The organism is Methylococcus sp. ANG (genome assembly GCF_040730495.1).
Lineage (GTDB): Bacteria > Pseudomonadota > Gammaproteobacteria > Methylococcales > Methylococcaceae > Methylococcus.
Genome location: NZ_CP160399.1, coordinates 1746787 through 1771578, shown reverse-complemented (window position 1 = coordinate 1771578; position 24792 = coordinate 1746787). Strand labels below are relative to the sequence as shown.

Genomic DNA, 24792 nt, shown 5'->3' with positions numbered 1-24792 from the left:
CATGGCGGGCCGTCATGGATAGCTTGCCTTTCGACGACCGCGGCCTGATTCCCGCCATTGCCCAGCAATATGACACCGGTCAGGTGCTCATGCTCGCGTGGATGAACCGCGCGGCGCTCGTCGAGACGCTGGCCACCGGGCGTGTCTGCTACTGGTCGCGTTCGCGCCAGGCGCTTTGGCGCAAGGGTGAGACTTCGGGGCACCGGCAGTGGCTGAAGGAGCTGCGCCTGGATTGTGACGGCGACACGGTGCTGCTTCTGGTCGATCAACAGGGTCCGGCCTGTCACACCGGACGTTCGAGTTGTTTTTACAACCGCGTCGACGGCGAAGACCTGGTCGTCGATTCGAGGAGTCTGTCTCGTGAGTGAACCCATTCCAGTAACGATTCTCACCGGCTTTTTGGGTGCAGGTAAAACCACGCTCTTGAACCGTATCCTCGGCGAAGCGCATGGTCAGCGTATCGCCGTGATCGAAAACGAGTTCGGTGAGATCGGGGTGGACAACGAGTTGCTGCAGCAGGGCGACGAGCAGATCGTCGAGATGAACAACGGCTGCATTTGCTGCACGGTGCGTGGCGACCTGGTGCGCATCCTGGGCGATCTGGCGGAGCGCCGCCGGCGGGGCGCGGTGAATTTCTGCCGGGTTCTCATCGAAACCACGGGGCTGGCCGATCCGGCGCCGGTGGCGCAGACCTTTTTCGTCGACGAAGGCGTTGCCCGGGATTACCGCCTGGACGCCATCATCACGGTGGTGGACGCCAAACACGCTCCGCGGCAGCTCGACGAGTGCCACGAGGCGCAGGAGCAGGTCGGTTTCGCCGACCGCATTCTGTTGTCCAAGACCGATCTGGTCAGCGAGGAAGCGGTGAACGCTTTGATGGCGCGCCTGCGTGCCATGAATCCGCGGGCGCCCCTGCTGCGAGTCCACTTCGGTCAGGTGGACCTGCGCGAAGTCCTCGACATCCGGGGGTTCGATCTGAGGGAAATCCTTGCCCTGGAGCCGGACTTTCTGGAGGACGTCAGCCACGAACATGATGACGCCGTCGGTTCGTTCGTGTATCGCTCCGACAAACCTTTCGACTTCGCGCGTCTGCTTTGCTTCATGGAAATCATGGTCGGCCGGTTCGGTCAGGAGTTGTTGCGCTACAAAGGCATACTCAACGTAGCCGGCTGCGACCGCCGCATCGTTTTTCAGGGCGTACACATGTTGTTCGGCGACACGGCGGGGCTGCCTTGGGGAGAGGGGGAGGCGCGCGAGTCCCAATTGGTCTTCATCGGGCGCAACCTGCCGCATGAGGAAATCCGGGCTGCGCTGGCTTCCTGCCACACCGATGGTTGAGCTTCCCGGATTGCTCGTCGCCGTCTCCGTCGCGCAAGTATCGGTCCGTTTTCATCGAGGGCGTAGCGGCAATGTCTTCGCAGGGTCCACATTGCAGCCTGTTTCCGTTGGCGGATTCGAATCTTCGCGGCCGCTATACGCTCAGGGTTCAGGTTCAATTTTCGTCTGCGCATTCGCTGCGGGACTACCCCGGCGATTGCCGGCGCTTGCATGGCCATAACTGGAAGGTCGACATCGAGGTGTCTTCCAGGGTCCTCGATGCCCTGGGCATTGCGCTGGATTTCAGGAAGATCAAGGCCGAAGCGCGGGCCATCGCCGACCGCCTCGATCACCGCTATCTCAATGAGATCGAGCCGTTCGACAGGATCAATCCGACCGCGGAAAATCTGGCCGGCTGGTTTTACCGCCGGCTTTCCTCAAAGCTGGATCGGGAGTTCGCCAAGGTGAGTGCGGTGACCGTCTGGGAGACGGATACGTCGTCGGTCCGCTACACCGAGGACGAAGCATGAAAGACGCAGGGCTGGCTATCGACGACGTGCAGGGCCGAGCGGACCTGCGCCGCATAGACATCGACAGGGTCGGGATCAAGGGCATTCGCCACCCGGTGAGGGTCCGGGATCGAAGTCTGGGCGAACAGCGCACCGTCGCCCGTTTCGACATGGCGGTGAGTCTGCCGCATCATTTCAAGGGGACCCACATGTCGCGCTTCGTGGAGATCATCAACGGCCACGACCGCGAGATCAGCATCGCCTCCTTCGAGGCGATGCTGGTGGAAATGGTGGAGCGCCTGGACGCCGAGGCCGGTCACATCGAGATGCGTTTTCCCTACTTCCTGGAGAAACGAGCGCCGGTGACGGGCGTCAGGAGTCTCATGGATTACGAGGTCGCCCTGATCGGTGAAATCGCCGGAGCCGCAACGACGACACGGCTTAGAGTGACCGTGCCGGTCACCAGCCTGTGTCCCTGTTCCAAGGCGATTTCCGAACGCGGCGCCCACAACCAGCGCTCTCATGTCACGGTCGCCGTGTGCATCCGGGATTTCGTGTGGATCGAAGAGTTGATCGAGTGGGTGGAGGCCGAGGCTTCTTCACCGCTTTACGGTCTCCTCAAACGTCCCGACGAAAAATACGTCACCGAATACGCCTATGACCATCCCCGCTTCGTCGAGGACCTGGTGCGAGGCGTGGCCGCCCGTTTGGACGCCGAACCGCGTATCGCCGCCTACGTTGTCGAGGTGGAGAATTTCGAGTCCATCCACAACCATTCGGCCTACGCGCTGATCGAGCGCGACAAGCGGACGGCGGCCGCTTGAGGACCCCGCCTTCTGCCGCTGGCTGCCACGAATTCCCTGGTACGGGAAGCGACGCGATCGAATAGAATGGCGGGCCAAAAATCGCCCGGACCGTTCCATGAACCGATTGCATGCTGCGCTCGCCCAGGATCGCCCCCTGATCATGGGTATCCTCAACGTCACCCCCGACAGTTTTTTCGACGGCGGCCTGTACGACGACGTCGAGCAGGCCGTCCGCCGCGGCGTGTTCATGGCGGGGGAGGGCGCCGACGTGATCGACGTGGGCGGGGAGTCGACCCGGCCGGGGGCGGAACCGGTCGAGGCCGCGGTCCAGCTCGCCCGCGTGGTTCCGGTCATCGAGCGCCTGCGGGTGCTGCTGCCCGAGCGGGTGGGGATCAGCGTCGACACGACGCGGGCGGAAGTGGCCCGTGCGGCCCTGCGGGCCGGCGCCGATCTGATCAACGACGTGTCCGCGGGGCGGGACGATCCCGCCCTGCTGCCGCTGGCGGCGGCCGAGCGCGTGCCGGTCGTGCTGATGCACATGCAGGGTACGCCTGCGACCATGCAGGAGCGGCCGCATTACGAAGACGTGGTCGCCGAAGTGCTGGCGTTCCTGCTGGAGCGGGCGGAGGCGGCCGGGCGCGCCGGGGTCCCGCGCGAATCCATCCTGCTCGATCCCGGCATCGGCTTCGGCAAGCGCCGGGACGACAATCTCAAGCTGATGGCCCATCTGGACCGCTTCGTCGCAACGGGTCACCCGGTGCTGCTGGGCACCAGCCGGAAGCGCTTCATGGGAGCGGTCTGCGGCGAAACCGAGCCGGCGGCCCTGGTGCCGGCGACGGTGGCGACCACCGCGCTGGGCGTGTCAGCCGGGGTGCGGCTGTTTCGTGTTCACGACGTGAAGGAAAACCGGCAGGCGGCGGATGTCGCGGATGCGATCCGCCGCGCGCGTTAGGGCTTCAGGCCGCCTGCACCGGGATGGCGTGGCTGGTCCGGGTGATTTCGTTGTTTTCGTTGACGTAGACGAGGTTCGGCCGGTAGGCGGCCAGTTCGGCCTGGTTCAAGCCGACATAGGCGCAGATGATGACGATGTCGCCCACGGCGGCGAGGCGGGCGGCGGCGCCGTTGACCGAGACGGTGCCGGAGCCGTCGGTGGCGCGGATGGCGTAGGTGGTGAAGCGTTCGCCGTTGTTGACGTTGTAGATCTGGATTTGCTCGTACTCGCGAATGCCGGCACAGTCGAGCAGGGCGCCGTCGATGGCGCAGGAGCCTTCGTATTCGAGCTCCGAATGGGTCACACGCGCTCGGTGCAACTTGGCTTTCAACATCGTGGTTTGCATTGAGCGTACCTGTCAGGTCTGATCAGGGCGTGGGATTATGCCGGATGGACAGGAGCGTAGCAATCCGGCGACTGTGGAGAATCGGAAACAATCCATTTCATCAATGGGTTGGGTCCAGGGAAATCAGGATGTTGTCGATCAGTCTTGCCCTGCCCAGATGCGCTGCCGCCAGGATCACGAGCGCATCGTCCTCTGCCGAAGGCGCAGCGAGGTCCCGCTGTCGCCGGATGCTGACATAATCGACCGAGAAGCCGCCGGCTTCGAGCGCCTCGGCGGCTTCCTGCTCGATGCGCGGGTAATCCCGCTCACCCTCGCGCACGGCTTCGGCGGCACGGTTCAGCGTGCGGAAGATGAGGGAAGCGCGTTCCTTTTCCTCCGGGCTGAGATAACCGTTGCGGGAACTCATGGCCAGGCCGCTGGGCTCGCGCACCGTCGGGACGCCCACGATCGTCACGGGCATGTCGAGGTCGCGCACCATCTTGCGGATGACGGCCAGTTGCTGAAAGTCCTTTTCGCCGAACAGGGCAAGGTCCGGCCGTACCCGGTTCAACAGCTTGCAGACCACGGTGGCGACGCCGCGGAAATGGCCGGGCCGGAATTTTCCGCAGAGCTGCTCCGACAGGCCGGGCACTTCGACGAAGGTCGTCGGCTGGCCATCGTCGGGGTAGACGTCGGCAGCGTCGGGCAGATACAGCAGGTCGGCCTGATGGTCGCGGAGCCGTTCGATGTCCTGCCCGGGCGTGCGGGGATAGGCGGCGAGGTCCTCACCGGGCCCGAACTGGGTCGGGTTGACGAAGATGCTGACGACCACCCGCGCGGCTCGTGTCTTCGCTGTGTCGACCAGGTGGAGGTGGCCGGCGTGCAGGTTGCCCATGGTGGGCACGAAGGCGATGCTGTCACCCGCCGCCCGCCAGGGTGCCAGGGCGGCTTCCAGTTCCGTTTTCGTGCGGACGATTCTCATGGGCCGTCGCGGCCGAAGCTGTGTTCGTCGCCCGGGAAGGTGCCGGCCTTGACCTCTCGCACATAAGCCGAGATCGCCCCTCGAATGTCCGCATGGCCGGCGAGGAAGTCCTTGGAGAAGCGCAGGTGCTGCGCGCTCATGCCCAGCATGTCCTGCCAGACCAAGACCTGGCCGTCGCAATGACGGCCGGCGCCGATGCCGATGGTGGGAATTTCGACGGCGGCGGTGATTTCCTGGGCCAGCTCCCAGGGGATGCATTCGAGCACCAGGAGCATTGCGCCGGCTTCGGCCAGCAGGCAGGCGTCTTCGATCATGCGGCTTGCCGATTCGGCGTCGCGGCCCTGCACCGCGTAACGGCCCAATCGGTGGATGGCTTGCGGCTGCAGGCCCAGATGGCCGCATACCGGAACGTTCTGCTCCGTCAGGAACCTGACGATGCCGAGCCGCTCCCGCCCGCCTTCCAGCTTGACCGCCTGCGCGCCGCCTTCGCGGATCAGCCGGGCGGCGCTATGGGCCGCCTGTTCGGGGGTGCAATAGCTCAGGAAGGGGAGGTCGGTCAGCACCAGGGCGCGCCGCGCCGCCCGCTGCACGCAGGCGGTGTGGTACACCATGTGGTCGAGCGTGACGCTCAGGGTGGTGGGCTGGCCCTGGATGACGTTGCCGAGCGAGTCGCCGACCAGGATGACCTCGATGCCGGCCTCGTCCTGCAGGGACGCGGCGGATGCGTCGTAGGCGGTGAGGGAGGCGATCTTTTCTCCCCGCCGCTTCATGGCGAGCAGGCTGGGCAGAGTCACCGGATCAGTCATGGGCGATGACCGTAAGGCCCCTGCGCGGGCAGTTCCGGACCAGCTCCCGCAAGGGACCCCGGCTGGGAACGTGGAGGTCGGGCGCGATTTCCGCCAGCGGATACAGCACGAACTCCCGTTCGGCGATGCCGGGATGCGGTATCGTCAGGGTTTCCGTGTCGAACACGAGGTCGTCGTAGAGCAGCAGGTCGAGGTCGAGCGTCCTGGGTCCCCAGCGTTCGCCGGTGCGGACGCGGCCGTGGGTCTGCTCGATCCGCTGCAGGGCTTGCAGCAGTTCCGGCGGCGCGAGCGTCGTGGCGACGGCCATGACGGCGTTGACGTAGTCCGGCTGGCCGCTCGGTCCCATCGGAGCACTGCGGTAAAGGCTGGAAAAAGCGAGTTCCCGCACGCCGGGCGCGGTGCCGATCGCCCGCCGGGCCGTCCGCACGGTTTCGGCCGCGTCGCCGAGATTGCCGCCGAGACCGATGTAAGCCTTGCGTTCGCCGCTCATTCCCGGAAAGGGTCAGGCCGCCGCTACCGGCGCGCGCCTGCGCCGTTTCCGGGGCCTGGATTTTCCGCCGGGCCTGCGGCCGGTGCGGGTCATGGCCTTCTGCTCGGCCTCGTCGGCGGACTGGAAGCGGGTCCACCATTCCGCCAGCTCCGGTTCGGCTTCGCCGGTCTCGGCGCGCAGCACCAGGAAGTCGTAGGCGGCACGGAAACGCGGATGGCTGAGGAGGCGGAAAGGACGCCCCCCTTGGGTCTTGTCGAAGCGGGACTGGAGCAGCCAGATTTCCCGCATCGGGATCCCGATCGTCTTGGGGAAAGCCGTGTGGCGGGTCTGGCGGGAGATGACTTCGGACGCCGCCTCCTGATAGGCCACGATGGCGTTTTCGCCCTCGGCGATCCGGGCTTCGGCCCGGCTGCGCACCGGCTCCCACAGCAAGGCGGAGAACAGGAAATAGGGCGCGACCGCCTTGTCTTCCTGGACGCGCTGATCGGTGCGTTCCAGAGCCTTGGCCACGAAGGTAAGCGGGAATCCCCCGCTTTCGCGGGCCAGGCAGCTTTCCGTTTCCGGGAACAGCGAGCCGAACAGCCGGAAATGGCGAAGCTGCTCGAAAGTCTGCACCGCGTAGCCGGCCAGGAACAGCTTCACGATCTCGTCGTAGAGCCGGGCCGCCGGAATGTCGCGCAGCAGGTCCGCCAGACGGTGAATCGGCTCGGCGCAGCTCGGATGCAAGGTGAAGCCGAGCTTCACCGCGAAACGGATCGCCCGCAGCATCCGCACCGGATCCTCGCGGTAGCGCTGTTCGGGGTCGCCGATCAGCCGCAGCGACGCGTTGCGGTGGTCGTCCATGCCCCCGACGTAATCGATCACCGAGAAGTCGCCGATGTTGTAATACAGCGCATTGACCGTGAAATCGCGCCGGAAGGCGTCTTCCTCGATGGTGCCGTAGACGTTGTCGCGCAGAATGCGTCCGTCTTCGGTAACATGCTCGTCGTGCGGCTCGCGGGTCAGGGCGCGGAAGGTGGCGACTTCGATGATCTCCTCGCCGAAATGCACATGGGCAAGGCGGAAGCGGCGCCCGATCAGCCGGCAGTTCCGGAAAACGGCCTTGATTTCCTCGGGGTGGGCATCGGTGACCACGTCGAAATCCTTCGGCTCCCGCCCCAGCAGCAGGTCGCGCACGCAGCCGCCGACCAGGTAGGCCTGATAGCCCGCTTTACGCAGGCGATAGAGCACCTTCAGCGCGTTGTCGCTGATCAGCGTGCGCGAGATCGAATGTTCGGAGCGGGAATAAATCCGCGGGCCGGTGGCAACGGGATCCGGTGCTGCCGCGGCGGCGGGGCGCAACGCACCGGTCAACCGTTTGATGAAGGCGAAGATTTCCAGAGGATTTGTTGGTTGTTTGGTTATAGGAAGTTGTATATGAATCATAACCCAGGTGAAAGACCGGCTCAATCGAGCGACCCATGCGGCTTTTACGCCGTTCGATGAAATCCGTAACTCAATGTCTAAAGACGAAATTTACAGGCAGTCGCAGTCGTTTCTCGACGACTTCGGCTTCGGGGAGAGCGTCGCGACCGTGTTCGACGACATGTTGGAGCGCTCGGTGCCCTTCTATGCCGAACTGCAGCGCATGATCGCCGAAATGGCCGGCGACTTCGCCGCGCCGGACACCCGCATCTACGATTTCGGCTGCTCCACGGGTACCACCTTGATCGGCCTGGACCGGGCGATCGGGCCGCGCGGGCTTATTCTCGTGGGGGTCGACAACTCCGAAGAGATGCTGGCGAAATGCCGCGCCAAGATGGCCGGGCACGTTTTCGCCAACGCCGTCGAGCTGGTCCGTGCCGATCTGAACCAGGGGATCGCCATGGAGAAAGCGTCGATTGCCCTGATGATACTGACCCTGCAGTTCGTCCGCCCGCTCTACCGCGACCGGCTGGTCAAGGCCATACATGATGGGCTGGAAGAAAACGGCGCGCTGGTTCTGGTGGAGAAAGTACTGGGCGAGAGCTCCCTCTTCAATCGTTCCTTCATCAAGTACTACTACGAATTCAAGAAGCGCAACGGCTATACCGAACTGGAGATCGCCCAGAAGCGCGAGGCCCTGGAAAACGTCCTGGTGCCGTACAAGCTGGCGGAGAATCTCGAGATGCTCAAGTTGGCCGGCTTCCGCTACGTCGACGTGTTCTTCAAATGGTACAACTTCGTCGGCATCGTGGCCGTCAAGTGAGGGCATATGGAGATGCATGCGGTTTTGTAGTATTCTTCGCCCTCCTCAAGACGGTTGCGCGGCGTCCGGATGCCTCCGGGGCTGCCAACTCTCCAAATTTGTCCCCATCGTCTAGAGGCCCAGGACACCGCCCTCTCACGGCGGCGACGGGGGTTCGAATCCCCCTGGGGACGCCATGAAATCAACAAGCCGAAAATTGAGGCAGCAACCGTATGCCCGATGACGGATGAGCCCTCGGCTTTTTGGCCGATACCCCATTCTATTTTTCCACCTTCGTGATGTCCTGGTGACCGGCGTCGGCCCAGGGTTGCCGTTCGGTTTCTACCCTGCTCGAAACAGGAACAAAAAACGAGTTCTCGAATGGGCGAAAGTCCCCCCGGTCCAAGACGTTGGATGTCCTGGCACCTGGCGGTCGACGCACCCGGAGCTGCACTCAGCCGCGCCACCTGTTGATAGAATCCATGCCGGCCGATCGCCAACGGTGAAAGGTCCATTTCCTATGCCCATCCACAGACCCAGGTGGAATCATGAATTACAAATATTCAAGCGCGATTTTGGGCTTGGCTGGCGTGCTGTTCGGCACTGTGGTTCAAGCTCGCGGTTTCGGGGGTGCAGTGCAGCAGTCCTCGCAGCAGGCGCAACAGGAACGCCAGCAGAGCGCGGAGCAGATGCAGCAGTCTCGACAGGAAAACCTCCAAAGCATGCAGGAGTCGGCGCAACAGAACCAGAATGCGAACCAGCAAAGCCGTCAACAATATTCGGCGGAAAAGACTTATCAGCGTCAGTTGACGGGGTCGCAGGTCCATAGTCAACGGGCCCAGGCTTACGATAACGCCCAGGAAAATATCCAGCAGACGGAGAAGCGACGGGGAGCTGCGATGTTGTTGGGCGGAGCATTACGCGCAAAGCAAATGCAACAGCAGCAGCCCCAGCAGTAGGACATAGAGAACCGGTAAAAAAGAAGCCCGCAGTCGCGCGAAGCGACTGCGGGACTTTGGAAATCTCCCGCCCATCCCGGCAAGAATGCCACGCCGGCGTGAGCCAGGGGGGTGTCACGCCGTAGCCCGTTTTTGGTCTGGTCCGAACGTGGCGGGCTTCAGTCTGGCGGGGAAGATTTACGGGATGATGTCGCCCGTATGGCGATCACGAGAAGGTCCGGCCGATCAAGCCAAAGTGCCGTCCCGGTAATCTGCCAGTGCCTGCTCGATCTCTTCCCGGGTGTTCATCACGAAGGGGCCGTGCTGGGCGATGGGTTCCCTCAGGGGTCTCCCGGCGAGCAGGAGAAAGCGGGCACCTTGCGGTCCGGCTTCGACGCGGACCGTTTCCCCCTTCGTGAGAAGCCCGGCATCGCGAGGCGGCAGTGCCTGGCGGTCGCCGCCGACGGTCGCCGTGCCGTCGTAAAGGTAGAGGAGTCCATTGTGGCCTGCGGGGACGGGAGCCGTGAAGACGGCGGCGGCCGGAATATGCACGTCGAAATACAGCGGTTCGGTGCTCAAGCCCTGGATCGGACCGGAGACGCGATGCTCGTCCGCAATCAGCGTGCCCGCGATCACACGGACCTCGCCTCCGTTTTCCAGCGCCACGGTCGGTATCTCGCGCGCCGGTATGTCGCGGTAGGCGGCCGGCTTCATTTTTTCCCGGGCCGGGAGGTTGATCCAGAGCTGGAAGCCGCGCATCCGGCCCTCGGTCTGCTGCGGCATCTCGGAATGGATGATCCCGCGCCCGGCGGTCATCCACTGCACGTCGCCGGGACCGAGATCGCCGCGGTGACCGATACTGTCCTCGTGGCGCATATGGCCGTCGAGCATGTAGGTGACGGTCTCGAAGCCTCGGTGCGGATGCGCGGGGAATCCGCGGATGTAATCGTCCGGATCGTCCGAAAAGAATTCGTCCAGCAGCAGGAAGGGATCATGGCGCAGCGCCTGCGAGCTGCCGAGGCTGCGCCGCAGCTTCACCCCGGCACCGTCGGAGGCGGCGACGGAAGGGATGACGCAGTCGAGAGTCCGGGTGGTCATGGGAAGTCCTCCGTCATTTGCTCGGGGTTGCCGGTGCGAGGGCCGCCGTACGCCGGGCGTCCAGGCTCCAGGGACCGGCGCCGTGGACGAACAGCAGCAGGAACCCGCCGCCGATCGCGACGTTCTTCAGAAACAGGATCCTCTGGATTTGATCCTGGAAGTCGGTGTGGAAGATCACGGCCGCCAGAAGACTGAAGCCCGCCAGCGCCAGCGCGGCGGGCCGCGTCCGCCAACCGATGACGACGGCGAGAGCGCCGGCCGTTTCCAGCACGATCACGGCGGGCAGCAGCTCTCCCGGCACGCCGGCGGAAGCCATGTAGCTTAGCGTCCCGGCGTAATGGCCGAGCTTGCCCAAGCCGGAAATCAGGAAGATCGCTGCCAGAAAGCTGCGGCCGAAGAATTCAGCGAATGTATTCAAGGGGTTCATAGAGGCACTCCGCGTAGATGACTCGACAGTCAATCAGGTGACCAAGCGGTCAATCTGAGCATGGGCTTCCGCCAGGGTGGCATGTTGTCGCTCCTGGCCGAGATTCAGTCCCTCCGCGTAGATGAACCGGACGTCGCCGACACCTACGAAGTTGAAAAAGTCTTCGACGTAGACGGTCTGCGTGTCCTTTGCCGCACCGCGGTAAACTCCGCCGCGCGTGGCCAGCACGAAGACCCTCTTGTCGCCCAGGAGGCCAACCGGCCCGTTCCCGGTATAGCGGAAGGTAACACCGGCCCGCGCTACGTGGTCGAAATAGGCCTTGAGCGCCGATGGTACGCCGAAGTTGTACATCGGCAGTCCCAGCACGATGACGTCCGCTTGTTGCAGCTCGTCGATCAATGCATCCGAATAAGCGGCGAGGGCCCGCTGTTCGCCGGTGCGTGCGTCGAGCGGCGTGGCGAAAGCCCGAACCCGCTCCGCCGTGAGGTGGGGCGGAGGGTCTTTCGCCAAGTCGCGCACGATTACGCGGTCTTCCGGGTGCCGCGACCGCCAGGCCCGTACCAACCTGTGCGCCAGGCGCGACGAGTGCCCCTCTTCCGAAAACAGACTGGTGTTGATCTGCAATAGGGTGTTCATAGCGTACCTCCTTTGGGATATCAGGTGACCCTATTGAACAATTGATTGGATCGATAAAAAAGCAGATTATCTCTGTTATATAGATCGATTATATCGATAATTATGACGGCTTTTCCGAAGATTACGCTGGACCAATGGCGGACGCTCATCGCGGTGGTGGAGGCGGGCGGTTACGCGCGCGCCGCGGATCAACTGCACAAGAGCCAGTCGACACTGACCTACGCCGTGCAGAAGCTCGAGCGTCTCCTGGGCGTCAAAGTGTTCGAAATGCAGGGGCGCAAGGCTGTCCTCACCGCCGGCGGGCAGGTACTGTATCGGCGCGGCAAGATGCTGATGGAGGAGGCGTTGCGACTGGAGCGCGTGGCCGCCGGCCTCTCGGCGGGATGGGAGCCGGAACTGCGGCTCGCGGTGGACACGATTTTTCCCACTTGGCTGTTGCTGGAGTGCATCGCGCGCTTTGCGGAAGAGCAGCCGGAAACCCGCGTCGAACTGATCGAATCGGTGCTGAGCGGTACCGATGAGGCCTTGCTGGAGGGCCGCGCCGACCTGGCCATCGGGTCGTCGATGCCGCCCGGATTCGTCGGCGATCCGGTGATGCGGGTGCGCTTCATCGCCGCGGCACACCCGGATCATCCCCTGCACCGGCTCGGCCGGCCGCTGACCCTGGAGGACTTGAGCCAACACCGCCATCTGGTGGTGCGCGATTCCGGCCGCGAACGGAGCCGTACCCCCGGCTGGCTTAACGAACGGCGCTGGACGGTGACCCATAAGGAGACCTCCATACGCGCCGCCTGCATGGGGCTCGGCTACGCATGGTATGCCGAGGATATCATCCGGAAGGAGCTCGAGGCCGGCGAGCTGAAACCGCTGCCGCTTCGTGAGGGCGCGGAGCGTTGGGCGACTCTCTACCTGATCTTCGCCGACCGCGACGCCGCGGGTCCCGGCGCACTGCGGATCGCGGAACTCGTCCGCGCCGGTATTGCGCGGCACTGTCCCAAGAGGAGCGCTTACCAAGTGTGATGTTTCAGCCGAAGGTTTCGAGGGATGACCGGGCCGGTTCGACGGATAGGCAGACAGTATCGCTGTCCAGAGGGGCGATGCGGCGTTCCATGCGCGGCATCGTAGCGCAACCGCGGAACTCGGTGGGCCATGGCCGCCGACAAACCGTCTGCAGGGCTTGGGGATTCGAGGCTTGCGATCGGGCGGTGAACCGGCGGCCGGACGGTTCCGGTCACGGGCGCTTTTGAAGCGCCTGCTCCCAATCGGAAATGTTCATTTCCAGGAGTTTTTCGGGGCCTCCCGGCGGCACGGCGTTCTTCGCGAGAACGATATAAGGAGCGGTGGCCATGGCGTGACCGACCGAACCTTCGGGGACGAATTCGTGTTTGATCCCCACGAATATTTCACGGTACCTCACGCCTTGATTCGCTCCGACGCGTATCACGCTCTTTGCGAGATTCTCGCGTACCAGGCGAAAGTAGCGCTTCCCCGTCGGGTTTCGGCCGGATCGGCCTACACGCTTGCCGCACAGCTCCATGATCGCGTTTGCGTCGGTATCGCGATGCTCGGCGATGGCTATGGCGACGCCGCACCAGACCGTTGCCGGGCCCGGCGCCGTGATCTCCTTGTGGGCGGCGATGACCTGAGCGCCGGGGAGCAAGGGAAATCGCGGGGCATCGCGGGTTCCCAGGAGACGCGATGCCGCGTCCAGGAGCGGATCGGCGGGGTAGACAGGGATGCCGCCCGTCTTCGGTTCCCTTACCTCGAACAGCTTGCGTTCGCCGATCTCCGCTGCCTTGGCAACGTCATACCCCCAGATGGCGCCATTGATTCCGATGAAGGACGAGGCCACGATGAGGTTGATTTGTCCCAGGTAGGCCCCGCTCGCTTCCGCGCGATCGAAAGCCAAGGTTCCGTCCAGGCCTTCTCCGGTCTGTCCGGCTATGGCCAGCGCTCTTCGCGCCTGTCCGGTGTGCAAGGTGATCAAGGCGATGTACCCCAGGCCGCTGGCACCGGGATTGCCGTATCCGTTGGAATGGGAGGGGAAGGGACCGACCGCGCCCTTGACGACCTCCGGCAGCGACAAAGCCGGCGGCGCTCGAGGAATCGCCGCCGCTCCCTGGGTATCGCTTCGGGCCAGAACGCCAGAGGAGAACGGCGTCAGCACATCCAGGACGGCCAGGATCGTTGCGAGGGCCGTCCTCGCGTAAGGGACGGTTCGCGCCGGATTTGCAAGGCTTGTTTCCACTTTGTGTCCCCCTCTGACCCGGCCGCGGTGCGATCGCCCGCGAAGTTGCAGTGAGTTTACCGAAACGAGCCCCTTTTTGCGGTTAACGCCCGCAGGTCTTGGCTTCACGCTGGCGACATTGGCAATACCCTTACCGGCATGGCTTCCGAAAATACCTTCTTGCCTTGATCGCCGGCGTCTCCCCCCGTGCGTCCGGCACCTGGCCGATCAGTGCACCTTTGTGCGCATCTCCCGCAGGATATCCTTGGGCACCGGAGCCAGCCGGCCGTCGGGCTGGACAAAGAGCCGCCCGGTTTCGATCTCGTCGAGTTTCTGTATGCCCGCCCGGCTCAAGCGGCAGATGTCGCCGTTTTGGACGACGCAGGCGTGCGGAACGTGGCAGGCGGCCGCTAGTTCCGCATTGGCGGCGAGATGCCTCGGCGTCCCGTGCACCGGAATCACCGCCGGCGGCTGGACCCACTCATAGAGCCGGCGCAGGTCTTCTTGGGCGGGATGGCCGGATACATGCACCATCGCCTCGGCGTCGGTCACCAGGTGGACACCGGTTTCACGCAGGCGCTGATGAATCCGTGCAACCGCGCGCTCGTTGCCGGGTATCACCCGTGACGAGAAGACGACGGTATCGCCGGCGTCCAGCAACAGGTCGCGATGCAGGTCCTGGGCGAGCCGTGCCAATGCCGACCGGGGTTCGCCCTGGCTGCCGGTGCAGGCAGCGAAGACCTCGCCGCGGGGCAGATGCCCGATGTGGCGGGCTTCCACGAGTTCGGGCAGATCGTCCGGCCAGTGGCCGGTAGCGCGGGCGACGGCCACCATATGTTCCATCGCAGGGCCTACCACGCCGAAGCGCCGTCCCAAGGTCCGGGCGACCCGCGCCAGGGTGACGAGGCGCGCGATGTTGCTGGCGAAGGCCGTCACGACCATGCGTCCCGCCGCCTCCGCTCCCAATGCCAGCAGCGGTTCGTACAAGTCGCCCTCGAAGCCGGTGCGGCCGGGGACCATGGCGTTGGTGGAATCGCAGACCATTGCCAACAACGGTTCGCGCCGAAGGGCGAAAAGCCGGGAGTGGTCGTAGCCGCGTCCCACCACGGGACGGTCGTCCAGTTTCCAGTCGCCGGTATGCAGGACGGCGCCGACGGGTGTGCCGATCAGCAGCGTATTGGGTTCCGGGATGGAATGCGTCATGACGATGTATTCGACCGCGAACGGTCCGATCTGGAACCGTTCTCCAGGGGAGATTTCGACGAGCGGCGCGTCGTCGATTCCGGCGCGCGCGAGCTTGGTTCGCGCCAACGCCGCAGTGAAGGGAGTCGCATAGACCGGACAGCGCAGCCGTTTCCAGAGGTAGGGCAGGGCACCCACGTGGTCTTCATGGCCGTGGGTCAGGACGATGCCTGCGAGACGTTCGCGGCGGGCCGCGATGAACGCCGGGTCGGGCATCATCACGGCATGTTCCGGGAAATCGTCGCCGCCGAAGGTGATGCCCATATCCACCGCGATCCATGCGCCGTCGTGGCCGTACAGCGTCAGGTTCATGCCGATTTCGCCGGTTCCGCCCAGGGGCAGGAAGAGGCACTCGCCGCGGGCGGGGATCATGAGGTACTCAAAGCCGCTCTTATTTGGAGAATCCGCCGGAGCGCGGACCGCTTGAACACGATACAGCTGGGGTGGCCGCCGGCAGCTCCATTCCGCCGCCCGCCGCTCGGAAAGCCCGGCCCGTCAACTGAACAGGCTCACGGGAACATACCGGATTATTCTAGCGCGCCGCAACCGGCGCCGCAGCATGTGACGAGGGCGAGCCGGGAAGATTCGCTTCCTAAATCCCAACCGCCGAAAGCCCAGGATATGAGCTTCGGAGATGTCGTGACTTCGGACCTCAAAAAAAGAATCGGTGGCGTTCACCCGAGGTGAAACCCGCCACCGAGAGTCGAGGAGGAGTGCCGCAAACTAATCGAACCGGTAGACCACCTGGGCCGATACCGAATTCTCGGCCAGCCGGTTGGTGACACTGGTGCCCGGAATCGGCTGGTTCATCGCCGGATAGCCGGGTCCGCCGCTGCTGATGAAAGATCCGGAGACGTCATTCTGGAAGGCGTGGTAATAGGCGAGGTTCAACTCCAGGGCGGGCGTGAAATTGAAGCCCCCACCCAGCGTCAGGTGATGTTGAACGATGGCCGGCGCGAAGACGTTGAAGAACTGCTGGTCCGAAGGAATGGGATTGTCGCTGTAGTTGTACCCTGCCCGCAGGGTGAACCGGGGCGTGATCCTGTATTGCGCCCCGAGCGCGACCGTCCAGATGTTCTCCCAGCCGAAGTCCTGGACGTAGGGGCCGGACGCCGAAGCCGCAAAATTCTTCTTCTCGAAGCCGTTGGTCCCGCTGTAATTGATCCACTTCAAGTCGGCGGCGAGGATCAGGTCCTCGACCGGTTTGTAGCTCAAGCCGCCACCGACGATCATCGGGTAATCGAGCTGGAACTGGAATTTGGCCGGCGTGCCGTTCGGATACTGGGAATTCCAGCCGAAATCGCTGAACCACTGCGGGCTCTTGAAACTCAAGCCCAGTGCCAGATTCGACAGCGCCTGGTAGGTTGCGCCGACGGTGAATCCCTGACCCCAGCTCGTCGCTGCGTGCGAGCCGCTGGGATAGCCCGAGGCATTGGGCGGCGTGGCCGGCCAGGGGTCCACGGCGAGCGAAGCCCAGTCCAGATTGAAACCGACACCTACAGAAAAATCCCGGTTGAGCCGGTAGGCGATCGAAGGCGTGATCTGCATCAGCTGGTAGTTGGAATAGATCGAACCGAACCCGCCGAATTGCTGCGGCACCGCAAGCGGGTTGAAGTTGCCGCTGGCATTGGGCAGGTTCGCCGGGTAATCCACCCCGAAGCCGCCAATCCCCAGCGCGGTGAAGCCGAAGGTCCAGTCCTGGTCGATCTTGTAGGCCAAGCCGACGCTGGGGATCACCGCTTCCCGCGTGCTGCTGTCGACCCTGCCCGATGCGAACGGCGTCGAAGCCGAAAAGCTGCGGTCGGGAATGAACAATTCCGCGCCGAATTCGACCGAATCCTTCTCCAGGAACGAAATCGAAGAGACGTTGTTGTAGTTCGAGCCGATAGCGTCGATGGAGGTCGCGATGCCGGCGCCGCCCATGGCCTGGTTGACCGAACCCACCCCGTGCAGCACGTGGCCGTCCGTCGCCAGGACCGGTACCGACGCCAGCAGGCCCGCCGCGAACCCGATCAATCGCCACGCCGAAGATGATATGCGCTCTCGCATGCTTGTTTTTCCTTTGCAGATAAGGGCTAGACCCGGAAAAAGCCGACAAAAAAGCCAGCGGTTCGCTAGAACGCGCTGGCTTCCGGCGGACCGGTCGGCTCGGCTGTTGGGAGGGCAATGTATCCGAATTCTTAAATTCCTTAAAAGACTAAAAACGAATATTTTTATTCACAAATAACAGTGTCCCAAATACGGCGGTGCGACGCCAACTTCCGTTTCAGCCGGGCTCTCGAAGTCCCGGCGACATCTGCCGCCACAGCGGCAACCCGAACGCACCGTTGCCGTTGCAGCGGCAGCCACGTCCATCAAAGAACCACACGGGTTAATATTTATCAATGAGTTAGACAGTGGCACGAACGCTGCGATATCCCCTGCAAGCGATCTGTGCGCCGGCCGTTTCCGCGAATCGGCGGGAAAGCCGGCGCATCCGAATCAGGACTACTCAAGCAAGGGGAAAACAGCATGCACACGACAAAACGGCTCACAGGGGCGCCCGGAATCTATCTGCTGGCGGCCAACGCGCTGGTTTCGACCTCGGCCTACGCGCTGAATACCGGCACCGACCTCAACCTGAGCATGAAGCCGATCGCCGGCGGCATGGCGGGCGCGGCCTATACCAACCCGCAGGAAGTCTCGGCGGCCCTGTTCGGCAACCCCGCCACCCTGACCCGGTTCAAGAGCGTCCATTTCGAGATCGGTGCCGGCTTGCTGGAACCGAACGTCGACAATACCCAGACAAATAACGGTTACAGCCATACCTCGACCAGCGCCGCCCGCAACTACGTGATACCGGACGTGGCGGTGAGCGGCGAGGTGCTGCCGGGATTCGTGCTGGCGGGCGGCATCGGCGTGGATTCCGGTCTGGGCGCGGACTACCGGACCAGTCCGGTCAATGCCGGCGCAGGGCTGGGATTGGGCGGCGCCGGTGCCGGCGGGGCGGCCACGCTGCCTCTGGTGGTGGAGTTGCTGTCCTTCAGCGGCAATCTCGGCGCGGCCTGGGAAGTCACTCCGGATCTGTCCCTCGGCGCGGCGCTGACCCTGGGCTTCGGCTTGGGCCAGCTCGGCACTACCGGCAGCACCACCGGCCTGCAGGGGCTCTCCGGCAATTTCGGCGGCACCACCTCCAGCGTGCACAACATCTCGCTGCGCGGCGCGCTCGGGGCCACCTACAAGGTCGCGCCGGAATGGACCCTAAGCGCCTCGATCAAGAGCCCGTTGCAATACGACTACCACAGCATCCTGTCGACCACCGTCAACGGCTACGACCAGTATCAGTCGGTGAAGGTGGCGCAGCCGCTCGAAGTCACCTGGGGCGTCGCCACCGACATCGTTCCGAACCTCCTGCTCGAAGTCGACGTGGCCTGGAAGAACTGGTCCAACGCCGCGCTTTACCAGGACATCTATCAGGACCAGTTCCTGACCATGCTGGGCGGACAGTACACGCTGGACGCCTGGCAGTTCCGGGCGGGCTACAGCTATGCCTCCTCGCTGCTCTTGAACAGTCCCAACGGCTCGCTGGGCGGCCTGGACGGCGTCGGCACCCTGCCGCTGAACACCGCCGTACCCGGCGTCCTGGCGCAGAACGACCTGACCAAGGTCGTGCAGACCACGCTGGCGCCGGTCATCTGGCAGAACACCCTGACCGTGGGACTGGGCTATGCCTTCACCCCGCATTTCCGGCTCGACGGTTTCGGTGCCTATGCCTTCAGCGAAAACACCAGCCGCTCCACGCTGGCGCTGGGCAACTATCAGGTCACCGCCAGCGAGTGGGCCATTGGCGCCGGCGCCAATTTCAGCTTCTGACATCTACCGTTCCATCACCCGACAGGTATTTCATGAGTACGTTAAAAACCGTGGTCGTATCCGGCAATCTGGGCTCGCCTTCCAAGACCCTGGCGCTGGCCGGACAGATCGTGGAGGCGATCCGCCGCCATGCCGCGACCGAGGCCGAGATACTGCAACTGGCGGAACTCGCCCCGGTGGTGGGCCCCGCCCGCAATCCCAACGAACTGGGTAGCGTCGGCAAGGCGGCGCTGAACTCCATTGCGGCAGCCGACATCCTCATCGCCGTCACCCCCGTCTACAAGGGGGCCTACACCGGGCTGTTCAAGCATCTGTTCGATCTGCTCGACCCCAAGGCCCTGAACGAAAAGCCGGTCATCCTCGGCGCCACCGGCGGCGGCGACAAGCACGCACTGATCGTCGAACACCAGCTGCGGCCGCTGTTCGGCTTCTTCGGTGCATTCACCGTGCCGTCCGGCGTCTATGCCGCCGAGCAATTGTTCGACGGACAGCGCTTCGCCGACCCGGTGCTCCTGGAGCGCATCGAAGCCGCCGCCCGCCAGGCCGTCGGCATCGCCCTCAATCAAACCCTTCCTGCCACCCAAGCCGCCTGAGAGAAAACCATGTCAGCACACGACTACGACAAAATCCGCAGCGAAATCCGCAGCCTGGTCGACGAGGTCATCCGGCCCAACGCCGAGAAGATCGACCGCGACGGCATTTTCCCCCGCGAAAACCTCAACGCCCTGGGCAAAGCCGGCTGGAACGGCGTCCTGATCCCCAAGGAATACGGCGGCCTGGGGCTGGACCACGTGGCTTTCTCCATCGTCGCCGAAGAAATCGGCCGGGCTTGCGCCTCCACCGGCCTGGTCTACGTCATGCACACCGGCGCGGTGCAGACCATCAACCTGTTCGGAAACCACGACCAGAAGGAACGTTGGCTGAAACCGGCACGGGACGGCCTGCTCGGCACCTACTCGACCAGCGAGAAAGCCTCCGGCGGCCACTGGTGGTTCAACTTCAGCGAAGCCGCGCGGGACGGCGCCGAGTATTACCGCCTCAACGCCGAAAAATCCTTCACCACCAGCGCGGGCCAGGCGGATTACTACCTGTTCCAGACCCGCTCCCCCGGCGCCAAGGGGCCGACCGACATCAGCTTTTTCATCGTCGACTCCAAGCTGGATGGCATTTCCCACGGCGGCTGGGAAGCGCTGGGCGTGCGCGGCAACCACAGCGGCCCGATCAGCTACCGCGACGTCAAAATCCACGCACGCGACCGCCTGGGCGAGGAAGGCCAGGGCAAGGACATCGTCTACCACGGCGTTTCGCCGGTCTATCTGATCGGACTCGGCTCGGTCTGGCACGGCGTGGCACGGGCCGCCCTGGAGAAAGCCTCCGAACATCTCACCGGCACCCATCACCGCGATTTCGACAAGAAGCTGTCGGATTACCAGGTGCTGCGCCAGCAACTGGGCGAGTCGAAGGTGCTGGTGGAGAGCCTCCGGCCCTGGCAGACCGAACTGGCAAGGCGCCTCGACGACTTGCAGGCCGCCGGCCAGCCGCAGGGGCAGATTCTCATCCCGCTCACCGAATTCAAGGTGCACGCGGCCGAGGTCGCCAACATCTCGGCGCGCAACGCCCTCGACGTCAGCGGCGGCTACGGCTACAAGCGCGGCCCGCTGGAGCGCATCTTCCGCGACGCCCGCGCCGGCATCGGCATGGGACCGTCCAACAACATCGCCCGCGAATGGATCGGCAAGACCCTGGTCGGGCTGCCGCTCGAACTGTTCGAGGCGGGCGGCGAATAACCCGGAGGCCGAAATGTCACAGGAAACCCTGAAAGCGGCATTGGGAAACGCCATCGCCGGCTTGCAAAAAAATCCGGCCAGTGCGCGCCTGGTGTTCAGGGCGAAGACGCGATGGCTCGACGGGGTGCGCTGCTCCGCCGAAGTACGCGATTTTCCGCCGCTGATCGTCGATGAGCCGGCCGAACTGGGTGGCGGCGACACCGCCGCCAACCCCGTCGAACTGCTGCTGGCGGCGCTCGGCACCTGCCAGGAGATCGTCTATGCCGCCTACGCCGCGGTCATGGGCATCCCGCTGGAGGCCGTCGAAGTCTCGGCGAAGGGCTACCTCGATCTGCAAGGGCTTTTCGGCCTGAGCGATTCGGTGCCGGCGGGCTACCAGAAGATCGTTTTCGAAACCGTCATCGAGAGCTCCGCAGACCCCGAAACGATCCGGAAGCTGGTGGCGGTCGTGGAAGGGCACTGCCCGGTGCTCGACACCCTGACCCGGCCGGTCGAGGTGGAGGGCGCGGTCACGCTCAATGGCGCGCCATTGAATGTTTCCATCAGCAACGCCGCATGAGGACAACCGATATGAGCCATTCCGTTCAACCCGTCAAATTCGCCTACTGGGTCCCCAACGTCAGCGGTGGCCTGGTCATCAGCAAGATCGAGCAGCGCACGAGCTGGGACATCGATTACAACCGCAAGCTGGCGCAACTGGCCGAGCGCAACGGCTTCGAATACGCCCTCAGCCAGATCCGCTTCACCGCCGGCTACGGCGCCGAGTACCAGCACGAGTCGGTGTCCTTCACCCACGCGTTGCTGGCCGCGACCGAACGCCTGCGGGTGATCGCCGCCGTCCTGCCGGGACCCTGGCATCCAGCCCTGCTCGCCAAACAGGTCGCCACCATCGACCACCTGACCGGCGGCCGCATCGCCGTCAACGTCGTCAGCGGCTGGTTCAGGACCGAATTCACCGCCATCGGCGAGCCCTGGCTGGAACACGACGAACGCTACCGGCGCTCGGAGGAGTTCATCCGGGCGCTCAAGGGCATCTGGACCCAGGACCGGTTCACCTTCCTCGGCGATTTCTACCGCTTCCACGACTATTCGCTGAAGCCCAAACCCCTGCACCAGCCGCACCCGGAAATCTTCCAGGGCGGCAGTTCGCGGGCGGCGCGAGACATGGCGGCGCGGGTGTCGGACTGGTACTTCACCAACGGCAATACCGTCGAAGGCATCAAGGCGCAGGTCGACGACATCCGGGCCAAGGCGGCCCAAGAGGGACGCACGGTGAAGATCGGCGTCAACGCCTTCGTGATCGCCCGCGACACGGAGGCCGAAGCCAAGGCGGTGCTGGCCGAGATCATCGACAAGGCCGACCCGGAGGCGGTCCGGGCCTTCGGCCACGAGGTACGCGAGGCCGGCAAGGCCTCCCCCGAAGGCGAGGGCAACTGGGCCAAGTCCAGCCTCGACGACCTGGTGCAGTACAACGACGGCTTCAAGACCAACCTCATCGGCACTCCGGAACAGATCGCCGCACGCATCCTGGAACTCAAGGCTGTCGGCGTCGACCTGGTGCTGAGCGGTTTCCTCCATTACCACGAGGAGATCGAATATTTCGGCCAAAAAGTCCTGCCTCGGGTGCGCGCGCTGGAAGCCGGAAGCGCCGGCAAGGCCGCGGCCTGAGGTGGGGGCGCCCATGCAGGACAGGGAAACGGTGCGGCGGCTGTTCGACACGGCGGAGGCGCTGGCGGCGGAGTTCGCCGGCACTGCCGTCGAACGCGACAAGGCCGGCGGCACGGCCAAGGCCCAGCGCGACCGGCTGCGGGAAAGCGGCCTGCTCAACCTCATCGTTCCACGCGCCTACGGCGGCCACGGGCTGAACTGGCACGACACCCTGCGCATCGTCCGCCTCGTGTCGCGGGCCGACAGCGCCCTGGGCCATCTGTTCGGTTTCCAGCATTTGCTGCTGGCCACGCTCCGCTTGTTCGGCGACCAGTGGGAACACTATTACGCCGAGACGGTGCGGGGCCGCTGGTTCTGGGGCAATGCGCTGAATCCTCTGGACACCCGCGCCCGCATCGCCGCCGACGGAACAGGAGGCTGGCTCCTGCGGGGGACGAAGAGCTTCTGCTCCGGCGCCATGGACGCCGATCATCTGATCGTGTCGGCACTGGCGGAAGATTCGGGGCCGCTGCTGATCGCGGCGATTCCGGGCGACCGGGCCGGCATCCGCATCAACGCCGACTGGGACAACATGGGCCAGCGCCAGACCGACAGCGGCAGCGTCGAATTCCACGAGGTCCGGGTCCATGAGCACGAGATCCTGCGCAACCCCGGCCCGCTCGGCAACGTCTACGCCACCCTGCGCTCGGTGATCGCGCAACTGGTGCTGACCAACATCTATCTCGGCATCGGCGAAGGCGCTCTGGCGGAAGCCCGCGCCTATACCCTGGGCCAGTCCCGCGCCTGGTTCCTGTCCGGCGTGGACAGCCCCCGGAAAGACCCCTACGTGCTGCAGAAGTACGGCGAGTTCACGGTCGAACTCCAGACCGCCGCCCTGGCCACGGATCATGCGGCACTGCTGCTGGACGCGGCCTGGGCCAAGGAAAACGCGCTGACACCGGAAGAGCGTGCCCATGCCGCGCTGGCAGCGGCCGTCGCCAAGGTCCATACCTCGCGGGCGGCGCTCGATGTCACCCACCGGCTGTTCGAAGTCACCGGCGCGCGGGCGACCGTCGCGAAAGCCGGCTTCGACCGCCACTGGCGCAACCTCCGCACCCACACTTTGCACGACCCGGCGGACTACAAACTGCGCGATCTGGGGGAATGGACCCTCAACGGCACGCCGCCGACCCCGAGCTTCTATTCCTGATACGGGAGTATCCCCATGACCTACGACACGATAGAAACGGCCCTGACCGCGATCCGCAACGGCGGTTTCGTGGTGGTGGCGGACGATGCCTCGCGCGAGAACGAGGGCGATCTGATCCTGGCGGCGGAGAAGATGACGCCCGAGCGCATGGCCTTCCTGGTCCGCCATACCAGCGGCCTGGTCTGCGTGGGGCTGGCGCCGGAGCGGGTGGAGGCCCTGCAGCTGCCGCCGATGGTGGGGAACAACTCCGATCCGTTCCGCACGGCCTTCACGGTGTCGGTGGACCTGGCCCAGGGCACCAGCACCGGGATCTCGGCCGCCGACCGCAGCGCGACCATCCGGGCCCTGGCCGATCCCGAGGCGGGACCGGCGGCGTTCGCCCGGCCGGGCCATGTGTTCCCGCTCAAGGCGAAACCGAACGGGGTGCTGGAGCGGCCGGGCCATACCGAGGCGGCGGTGGACCTGGCCCGCTTGGCGGGGCTGGCGCCGGCGGGGGCCTTGTGCGAGATCGTGAACGACGACGGCCGCATGGTGCGGGGGCCGGAGTTGGTGGCCTTCGCCCGCCGCCACTGGCTGCCGGTGATCCGCATCGCCGATCTGATCGCTTACCGGCGCCGCACCGAGCGGCTGGTGGAGCACGTGGCGGAGGCGAGATTGCCGACGCCGTACGGAACCTTCACCGCCCACGTCTACCGCTCGGTGGTGGACGGCTCCGAACATCTGGCCCTGGTCAAGGGCTGGGTGTACGGGCGGGAGAACGTGCTGGTGCGGGTGCATTCGGAATGCCTGACCGGGGACATCCTGGGTTCGTTGCGCTGCGACTGCGGCAACCAGCTGAAGATGGCGCTGGAGGCGATCGAGCAGGCGGGCAACGGGGTCCTGGTGTATCTGCGCGGCCATGAGGGCCGGGGCATCGGGCTGGCCCACAAGCTGAAGGCCTACCAGCTGCAGGACCGCGGCCGGGACACGGTGGAGGCCAATCTGGACTTAGGCCTGCCGGTGGACGCCCGCAGCTACGACGTGGGGGCGCAGATTCTCACCGACCTGGGCGTGACCACCCTGCGGCTGATGAGCAACAACCCGGCGAAGTTCACCGAGCTGGCCGGCTACCGCCTGAAGATCGTCGAGCGGGTGCCGCTGGAGCCGGCGCCGCACCCGGAGAACCTCGTTTATCTCCGCACCAAGTCGCAGAAGCTCGGCCATCTCCTCAACCTCGACGCCCTGGCCGGGGCCGGCGACGAGTGGATTCATCCGTCGGTCGGGGGATAAGACCATGAAGAAATTGGATTTCGTAAA

Annotated in this window: 26 protein-coding genes and 1 tRNA gene; 16 read left to right on the top strand and 11 right to left on the bottom strand. The window is 64.6% G+C overall.

All coding sequences use genetic code 11. The annotated features are described in order from the left end of the window. Window positions 1-14 precede the first annotated feature (14 nt). The 5 genes from hisI to folP all read left to right on the top strand — a co-directional run bounded on the left by hisI (window position 15) and on the right by folP (window position 3584). On the top strand, window positions 15-368 hold the full coding sequence (gene hisI, locus ABZN20_RS08405; protein WP_218808936.1) for a phosphoribosyl-AMP cyclohydrolase: 354 nt from the start codon (window positions 15-17) through the stop codon (window positions 366-368). Continuing rightward, entirely contained in the window at window positions 361-1338 is a 978-nt protein-coding gene (locus ABZN20_RS08400; RefSeq protein WP_255556547.1) for a CobW family GTP-binding protein, read from the top strand. Before hisI ends, ABZN20_RS08400 begins: the two co-directional genes overlap by 8 nt. Window positions 1339-1409: 71 nt before the next feature. Beyond that, window positions 1410-1847 carry a 6-carboxytetrahydropterin synthase QueD gene (gene queD, locus ABZN20_RS08395; protein ID WP_218807473.1) on the top strand — a complete coding sequence of 146 codons (438 nt, stop codon included), beginning with the start codon at window positions 1410-1412 and terminating at the stop codon, window positions 1845-1847. Further along, window positions 1844-2650, top strand: a complete 807-nt coding sequence (gene folE2, locus ABZN20_RS08390) for a GTP cyclohydrolase FolE2 (protein ID WP_367027349.1) — start codon at window positions 1844-1846, stop codon at window positions 2648-2650. The genes queD and folE2 overlap by 4 nt, the downstream gene beginning before the upstream one ends. A gap of 97 nt (window positions 2651-2747) precedes the next feature. Beyond that, a complete protein-coding gene (folP, locus tag ABZN20_RS08385; protein WP_367027348.1) occupies window positions 2748-3584 on the top strand; it encodes a dihydropteroate synthase in 837 nt (278 codons plus the stop codon). Window positions 3585-3588: 4 nt separating this feature from the next. On the opposite strand, the gene panD is transcribed toward folP, so the two are convergent. The 5 genes from panD to pcnB all read right to left on the bottom strand — a co-directional run bounded on the left by panD (window position 3589) and on the right by pcnB (window position 7651). Beyond that, complete coding sequence (gene panD, locus ABZN20_RS08380) at window positions 3589-3969, bottom strand: aspartate 1-decarboxylase (RefSeq protein ID WP_218807470.1); 381 nt, start codon at window positions 3967-3969, stop codon at window positions 3589-3591. Window positions 3970-4069: 100 nt separating this feature from the next. Next, window positions 4070-4930 carry a pantoate--beta-alanine ligase gene (gene panC, locus ABZN20_RS08375; protein WP_218807469.1) on the bottom strand — a complete coding sequence of 287 codons (861 nt, stop codon included), beginning with the start codon at window positions 4928-4930 and terminating at the stop codon, window positions 4070-4072. Then, complete coding sequence (panB, locus tag ABZN20_RS08370; protein ID WP_218807468.1) at window positions 4927-5736, bottom strand: 3-methyl-2-oxobutanoate hydroxymethyltransferase; 810 nt, start codon at window positions 5734-5736, stop codon at window positions 4927-4929. The genes panC and panB overlap by 4 nt, the downstream gene beginning before the upstream one ends. Beyond that, a complete protein-coding gene (gene folK, locus ABZN20_RS08365) occupies window positions 5729-6226 on the bottom strand; it encodes a 2-amino-4-hydroxy-6-hydroxymethyldihydropteridine diphosphokinase (RefSeq protein WP_367027347.1) in 498 nt (165 codons plus the stop codon). Before folK ends, panB begins: the two co-directional genes overlap by 8 nt. A 12-nt stretch (window positions 6227-6238) precedes the next feature. After that, window positions 6239-7651: a polynucleotide adenylyltransferase PcnB gene (gene pcnB, locus ABZN20_RS08360; protein ID WP_218807466.1), complete on the bottom strand. Its 1413-nt coding sequence runs from the start codon at window positions 7649-7651 to the stop codon at window positions 6239-6241. A gap of 73 nt (window positions 7652-7724) precedes the next feature. Here pcnB and cmoA point away from each other — a divergent pair, with 73 nt between their 5' ends. The 3 genes from cmoA to ABZN20_RS08345 all read left to right on the top strand — a co-directional run bounded on the left by cmoA (window position 7725) and on the right by ABZN20_RS08345 (window position 9391). Beyond that, window positions 7725-8453, top strand: coding sequence for a carboxy-S-adenosyl-L-methionine synthase CmoA (cmoA, locus tag ABZN20_RS08355; RefSeq protein ID WP_218807465.1), 729 nt, complete (start codon window positions 7725-7727; stop codon window positions 8451-8453). Window positions 8454-8553: 100 nt separating this feature from the next. Next, window positions 8554-8629, top strand: a tRNA-Glu gene (locus ABZN20_RS08350). A gap of 351 nt (window positions 8630-8980) precedes the next feature. Next, entirely contained in the window at window positions 8981-9391 is a 411-nt protein-coding gene (locus ABZN20_RS08345; RefSeq protein WP_218807464.1) for a hypothetical protein, read from the top strand. 225 nt (window positions 9392-9616) lie between these two features. On the opposite strand, the gene ABZN20_RS08340 is transcribed toward ABZN20_RS08345, so the two are convergent. From ABZN20_RS08340 to ABZN20_RS08330, 3 genes are read right to left on the bottom strand one after another with little or no spacing between them, the layout of a single operon-like run. Further along, window positions 9617-10468 (bottom strand): pirin family protein, encoded by an 852-nt coding sequence (locus ABZN20_RS08340; RefSeq protein ID WP_218807463.1) that lies wholly within the window; start codon window positions 10466-10468, stop codon window positions 9617-9619. A gap of 13 nt (window positions 10469-10481) precedes the next feature. Continuing rightward, entirely contained in the window at window positions 10482-10895 is a 414-nt protein-coding gene (locus ABZN20_RS08335; protein WP_218807462.1) for a DoxX family protein, read from the bottom strand. A gap of 33 nt (window positions 10896-10928) precedes the next feature. Further along, window positions 10929-11531 (bottom strand): FMN-dependent NADH-azoreductase, encoded by a 603-nt coding sequence (locus ABZN20_RS08330; RefSeq protein ID WP_218807461.1) that lies wholly within the window; start codon window positions 11529-11531, stop codon window positions 10929-10931. A 102-nt stretch (window positions 11532-11633) separates the two neighbouring features. Between ABZN20_RS08330 and ABZN20_RS08325 the strand changes: the two genes are divergently transcribed. Beyond that, window positions 11634-12551, top strand: coding sequence for a LysR family transcriptional regulator (locus ABZN20_RS08325; RefSeq protein WP_367027346.1), 918 nt, complete (start codon window positions 11634-11636; stop codon window positions 12549-12551). Between the two features lie 211 nt (window positions 12552-12762). Here the strand turns inward: ABZN20_RS08325 and ABZN20_RS08320 are convergent, their stop codons facing one another. From ABZN20_RS08320 to ABZN20_RS08310, 3 genes are all read right to left on the bottom strand, one after another. Next, complete coding sequence (locus ABZN20_RS08320; RefSeq protein ID WP_255556546.1) at window positions 12763-13779, bottom strand: histidine decarboxylase, pyruvoyl type; 1017 nt, start codon at window positions 13777-13779, stop codon at window positions 12763-12765. A 207-nt stretch (window positions 13780-13986) separates the two neighbouring features. Beyond that, complete coding sequence (locus ABZN20_RS08315; RefSeq protein ID WP_367027345.1) at window positions 13987-15372, bottom strand: ribonuclease J; 1386 nt, start codon at window positions 15370-15372, stop codon at window positions 13987-13989. Window positions 15373-15723: 351 nt separating this feature from the next. Then, complete coding sequence (locus tag ABZN20_RS08310) at window positions 15724-17049, bottom strand: OmpP1/FadL family transporter (RefSeq protein WP_367027344.1); 1326 nt, start codon at window positions 17047-17049, stop codon at window positions 15724-15726. A gap of 462 nt (window positions 17050-17511) precedes the next feature. On the opposite strand from ABZN20_RS08310, the gene ABZN20_RS08305 reads away from it, so the two are divergent. From ABZN20_RS08305 to ABZN20_RS08275, 7 genes are read left to right on the top strand one after another with little or no spacing between them, the layout of a single operon-like run. Beyond that, window positions 17512-18852 carry an OmpP1/FadL family transporter gene (locus ABZN20_RS08305; protein ID WP_282213228.1) on the top strand — a complete coding sequence of 447 codons (1341 nt, stop codon included), beginning with the start codon at window positions 17512-17514 and terminating at the stop codon, window positions 18850-18852. A 32-nt stretch (window positions 18853-18884) separates the two neighbouring features. Continuing rightward, window positions 18885-19445, top strand: coding sequence for an NAD(P)H-dependent oxidoreductase (locus tag ABZN20_RS08300; RefSeq protein WP_282213229.1), 561 nt, complete (start codon window positions 18885-18887; stop codon window positions 19443-19445). 9 nt (window positions 19446-19454) lie between these two features. After that, a complete protein-coding gene (locus ABZN20_RS08295) occupies window positions 19455-20639 on the top strand; it encodes an acyl-CoA dehydrogenase family protein (protein WP_266021881.1) in 1185 nt (394 codons plus the stop codon). A gap of 13 nt (window positions 20640-20652) precedes the next feature. After that, window positions 20653-21198 carry an OsmC family protein gene (locus ABZN20_RS08290; protein ID WP_282213230.1) on the top strand — a complete coding sequence of 182 codons (546 nt, stop codon included), beginning with the start codon at window positions 20653-20655 and terminating at the stop codon, window positions 21196-21198. Window positions 21199-21209: 11 nt separating this feature from the next. Then, window positions 21210-22307, top strand: a complete 1098-nt coding sequence (gene sfnG / locus ABZN20_RS08285; RefSeq protein ID WP_282213231.1) for a dimethylsulfone monooxygenase SfnG — start codon at window positions 21210-21212, stop codon at window positions 22305-22307. A 13-nt stretch (window positions 22308-22320) separates the two neighbouring features. Next, a complete protein-coding gene (locus ABZN20_RS08280; protein WP_282213232.1) occupies window positions 22321-23496 on the top strand; it encodes an acyl-CoA dehydrogenase family protein in 1176 nt (391 codons plus the stop codon). A 15-nt stretch (window positions 23497-23511) separates the two neighbouring features. Then, window positions 23512-24765: a bifunctional 3,4-dihydroxy-2-butanone-4-phosphate synthase/GTP cyclohydrolase II gene (locus ABZN20_RS08275; protein ID WP_266023128.1), complete on the top strand. Its 1254-nt coding sequence runs from the start codon at window positions 23512-23514 to the stop codon at window positions 24763-24765. Window positions 24766-24792 lie beyond the last annotated feature (27 nt).

Bases quoted from the DNA above. Each gene is read 5' to 3' on its own strand.
- hisI (WP_218808936.1), top strand. From the start codon at position 15: ATGGATAGCTTGCCTTTCGACGACCGCGGCCTGATTCCCGCCATTGCC.
- queD (WP_218807473.1), top strand. From the start codon at position 1,410: ATGTCTTCGCAGGGTCCACATTGCAGCCTGTTTCCGTTGGCGGATTCG.
- folE2 (WP_367027349.1), top strand. From the start codon at position 1,844: ATGAAAGACGCAGGGCTGGCTATCGACGACGTGCAGGGCCGAGCGGAC.
- folP (WP_367027348.1), top strand. From the start codon at position 2,748: ATGAACCGATTGCATGCTGCGCTCGCCCAGGATCGCCCCCTGATCATG.
- panD (WP_218807470.1), bottom strand. From the start codon at position 3,969: ATGCAAACCACGATGTTGAAAGCCAAGTTGCACCGAGCGCGTGTGACC.
- panC (WP_218807469.1), bottom strand. From the start codon at position 4,930: ATGAGAATCGTCCGCACGAAAACGGAACTGGAAGCCGCCCTGGCACCC.
- panB (WP_218807468.1), bottom strand. From the start codon at position 5,736: ATGACTGATCCGGTGACTCTGCCCAGCCTGCTCGCCATGAAGCGGCGG.
- folK (WP_367027347.1), bottom strand. From the start codon at position 6,226: ATGAGCGGCGAACGCAAGGCTTACATCGGTCTCGGCGGCAATCTCGGC.
- pcnB (WP_218807466.1), bottom strand. From the start codon at position 7,651: ATGATTCATATACAACTTCCTATAACCAAACAACCAACAAATCCTCTG.
- cmoA (WP_218807465.1), top strand. From the start codon at position 7,725: ATGTCTAAAGACGAAATTTACAGGCAGTCGCAGTCGTTTCTCGACGAC.
- ABZN20_RS08345 (WP_218807464.1), top strand. From the start codon at position 8,981: ATGAATTACAAATATTCAAGCGCGATTTTGGGCTTGGCTGGCGTGCTG.
- ABZN20_RS08340 (WP_218807463.1), bottom strand. From the start codon at position 10,468: ATGACCACCCGGACTCTCGACTGCGTCATCCCTTCCGTCGCCGCCTCC.
- ABZN20_RS08335 (WP_218807462.1), bottom strand. From the start codon at position 10,895: ATGAACCCCTTGAATACATTCGCTGAATTCTTCGGCCGCAGCTTTCTG.
- ABZN20_RS08330 (WP_218807461.1), bottom strand. From the start codon at position 11,531: ATGAACACCCTATTGCAGATCAACACCAGTCTGTTTTCGGAAGAGGGG.
- ABZN20_RS08325 (WP_367027346.1), top strand. From the start codon at position 11,634: ATGACGGCTTTTCCGAAGATTACGCTGGACCAATGGCGGACGCTCATC.
- ABZN20_RS08315 (WP_367027345.1), bottom strand. From the start codon at position 15,372: ATGATCCCCGCCCGCGGCGAGTGCCTCTTCCTGCCCCTGGGCGGAACC.
- ABZN20_RS08310 (WP_367027344.1), bottom strand. From the start codon at position 17,049: ATGCGAGAGCGCATATCATCTTCGGCGTGGCGATTGATCGGGTTCGCG.
- ABZN20_RS08305 (WP_282213228.1), top strand. From the start codon at position 17,512: ATGCACACGACAAAACGGCTCACAGGGGCGCCCGGAATCTATCTGCTG.
- ABZN20_RS08300 (WP_282213229.1), top strand. From the start codon at position 18,885: ATGAGTACGTTAAAAACCGTGGTCGTATCCGGCAATCTGGGCTCGCCT.
- ABZN20_RS08295 (WP_266021881.1), top strand. From the start codon at position 19,455: ATGTCAGCACACGACTACGACAAAATCCGCAGCGAAATCCGCAGCCTG.
- ABZN20_RS08290 (WP_282213230.1), top strand. From the start codon at position 20,653: ATGTCACAGGAAACCCTGAAAGCGGCATTGGGAAACGCCATCGCCGGC.
- sfnG (WP_282213231.1), top strand. From the start codon at position 21,210: ATGAGCCATTCCGTTCAACCCGTCAAATTCGCCTACTGGGTCCCCAAC.
- ABZN20_RS08280 (WP_282213232.1), top strand. From the start codon at position 22,321: ATGCAGGACAGGGAAACGGTGCGGCGGCTGTTCGACACGGCGGAGGCG.
- ABZN20_RS08275 (WP_266023128.1), top strand. From the start codon at position 23,512: ATGACCTACGACACGATAGAAACGGCCCTGACCGCGATCCGCAACGGC.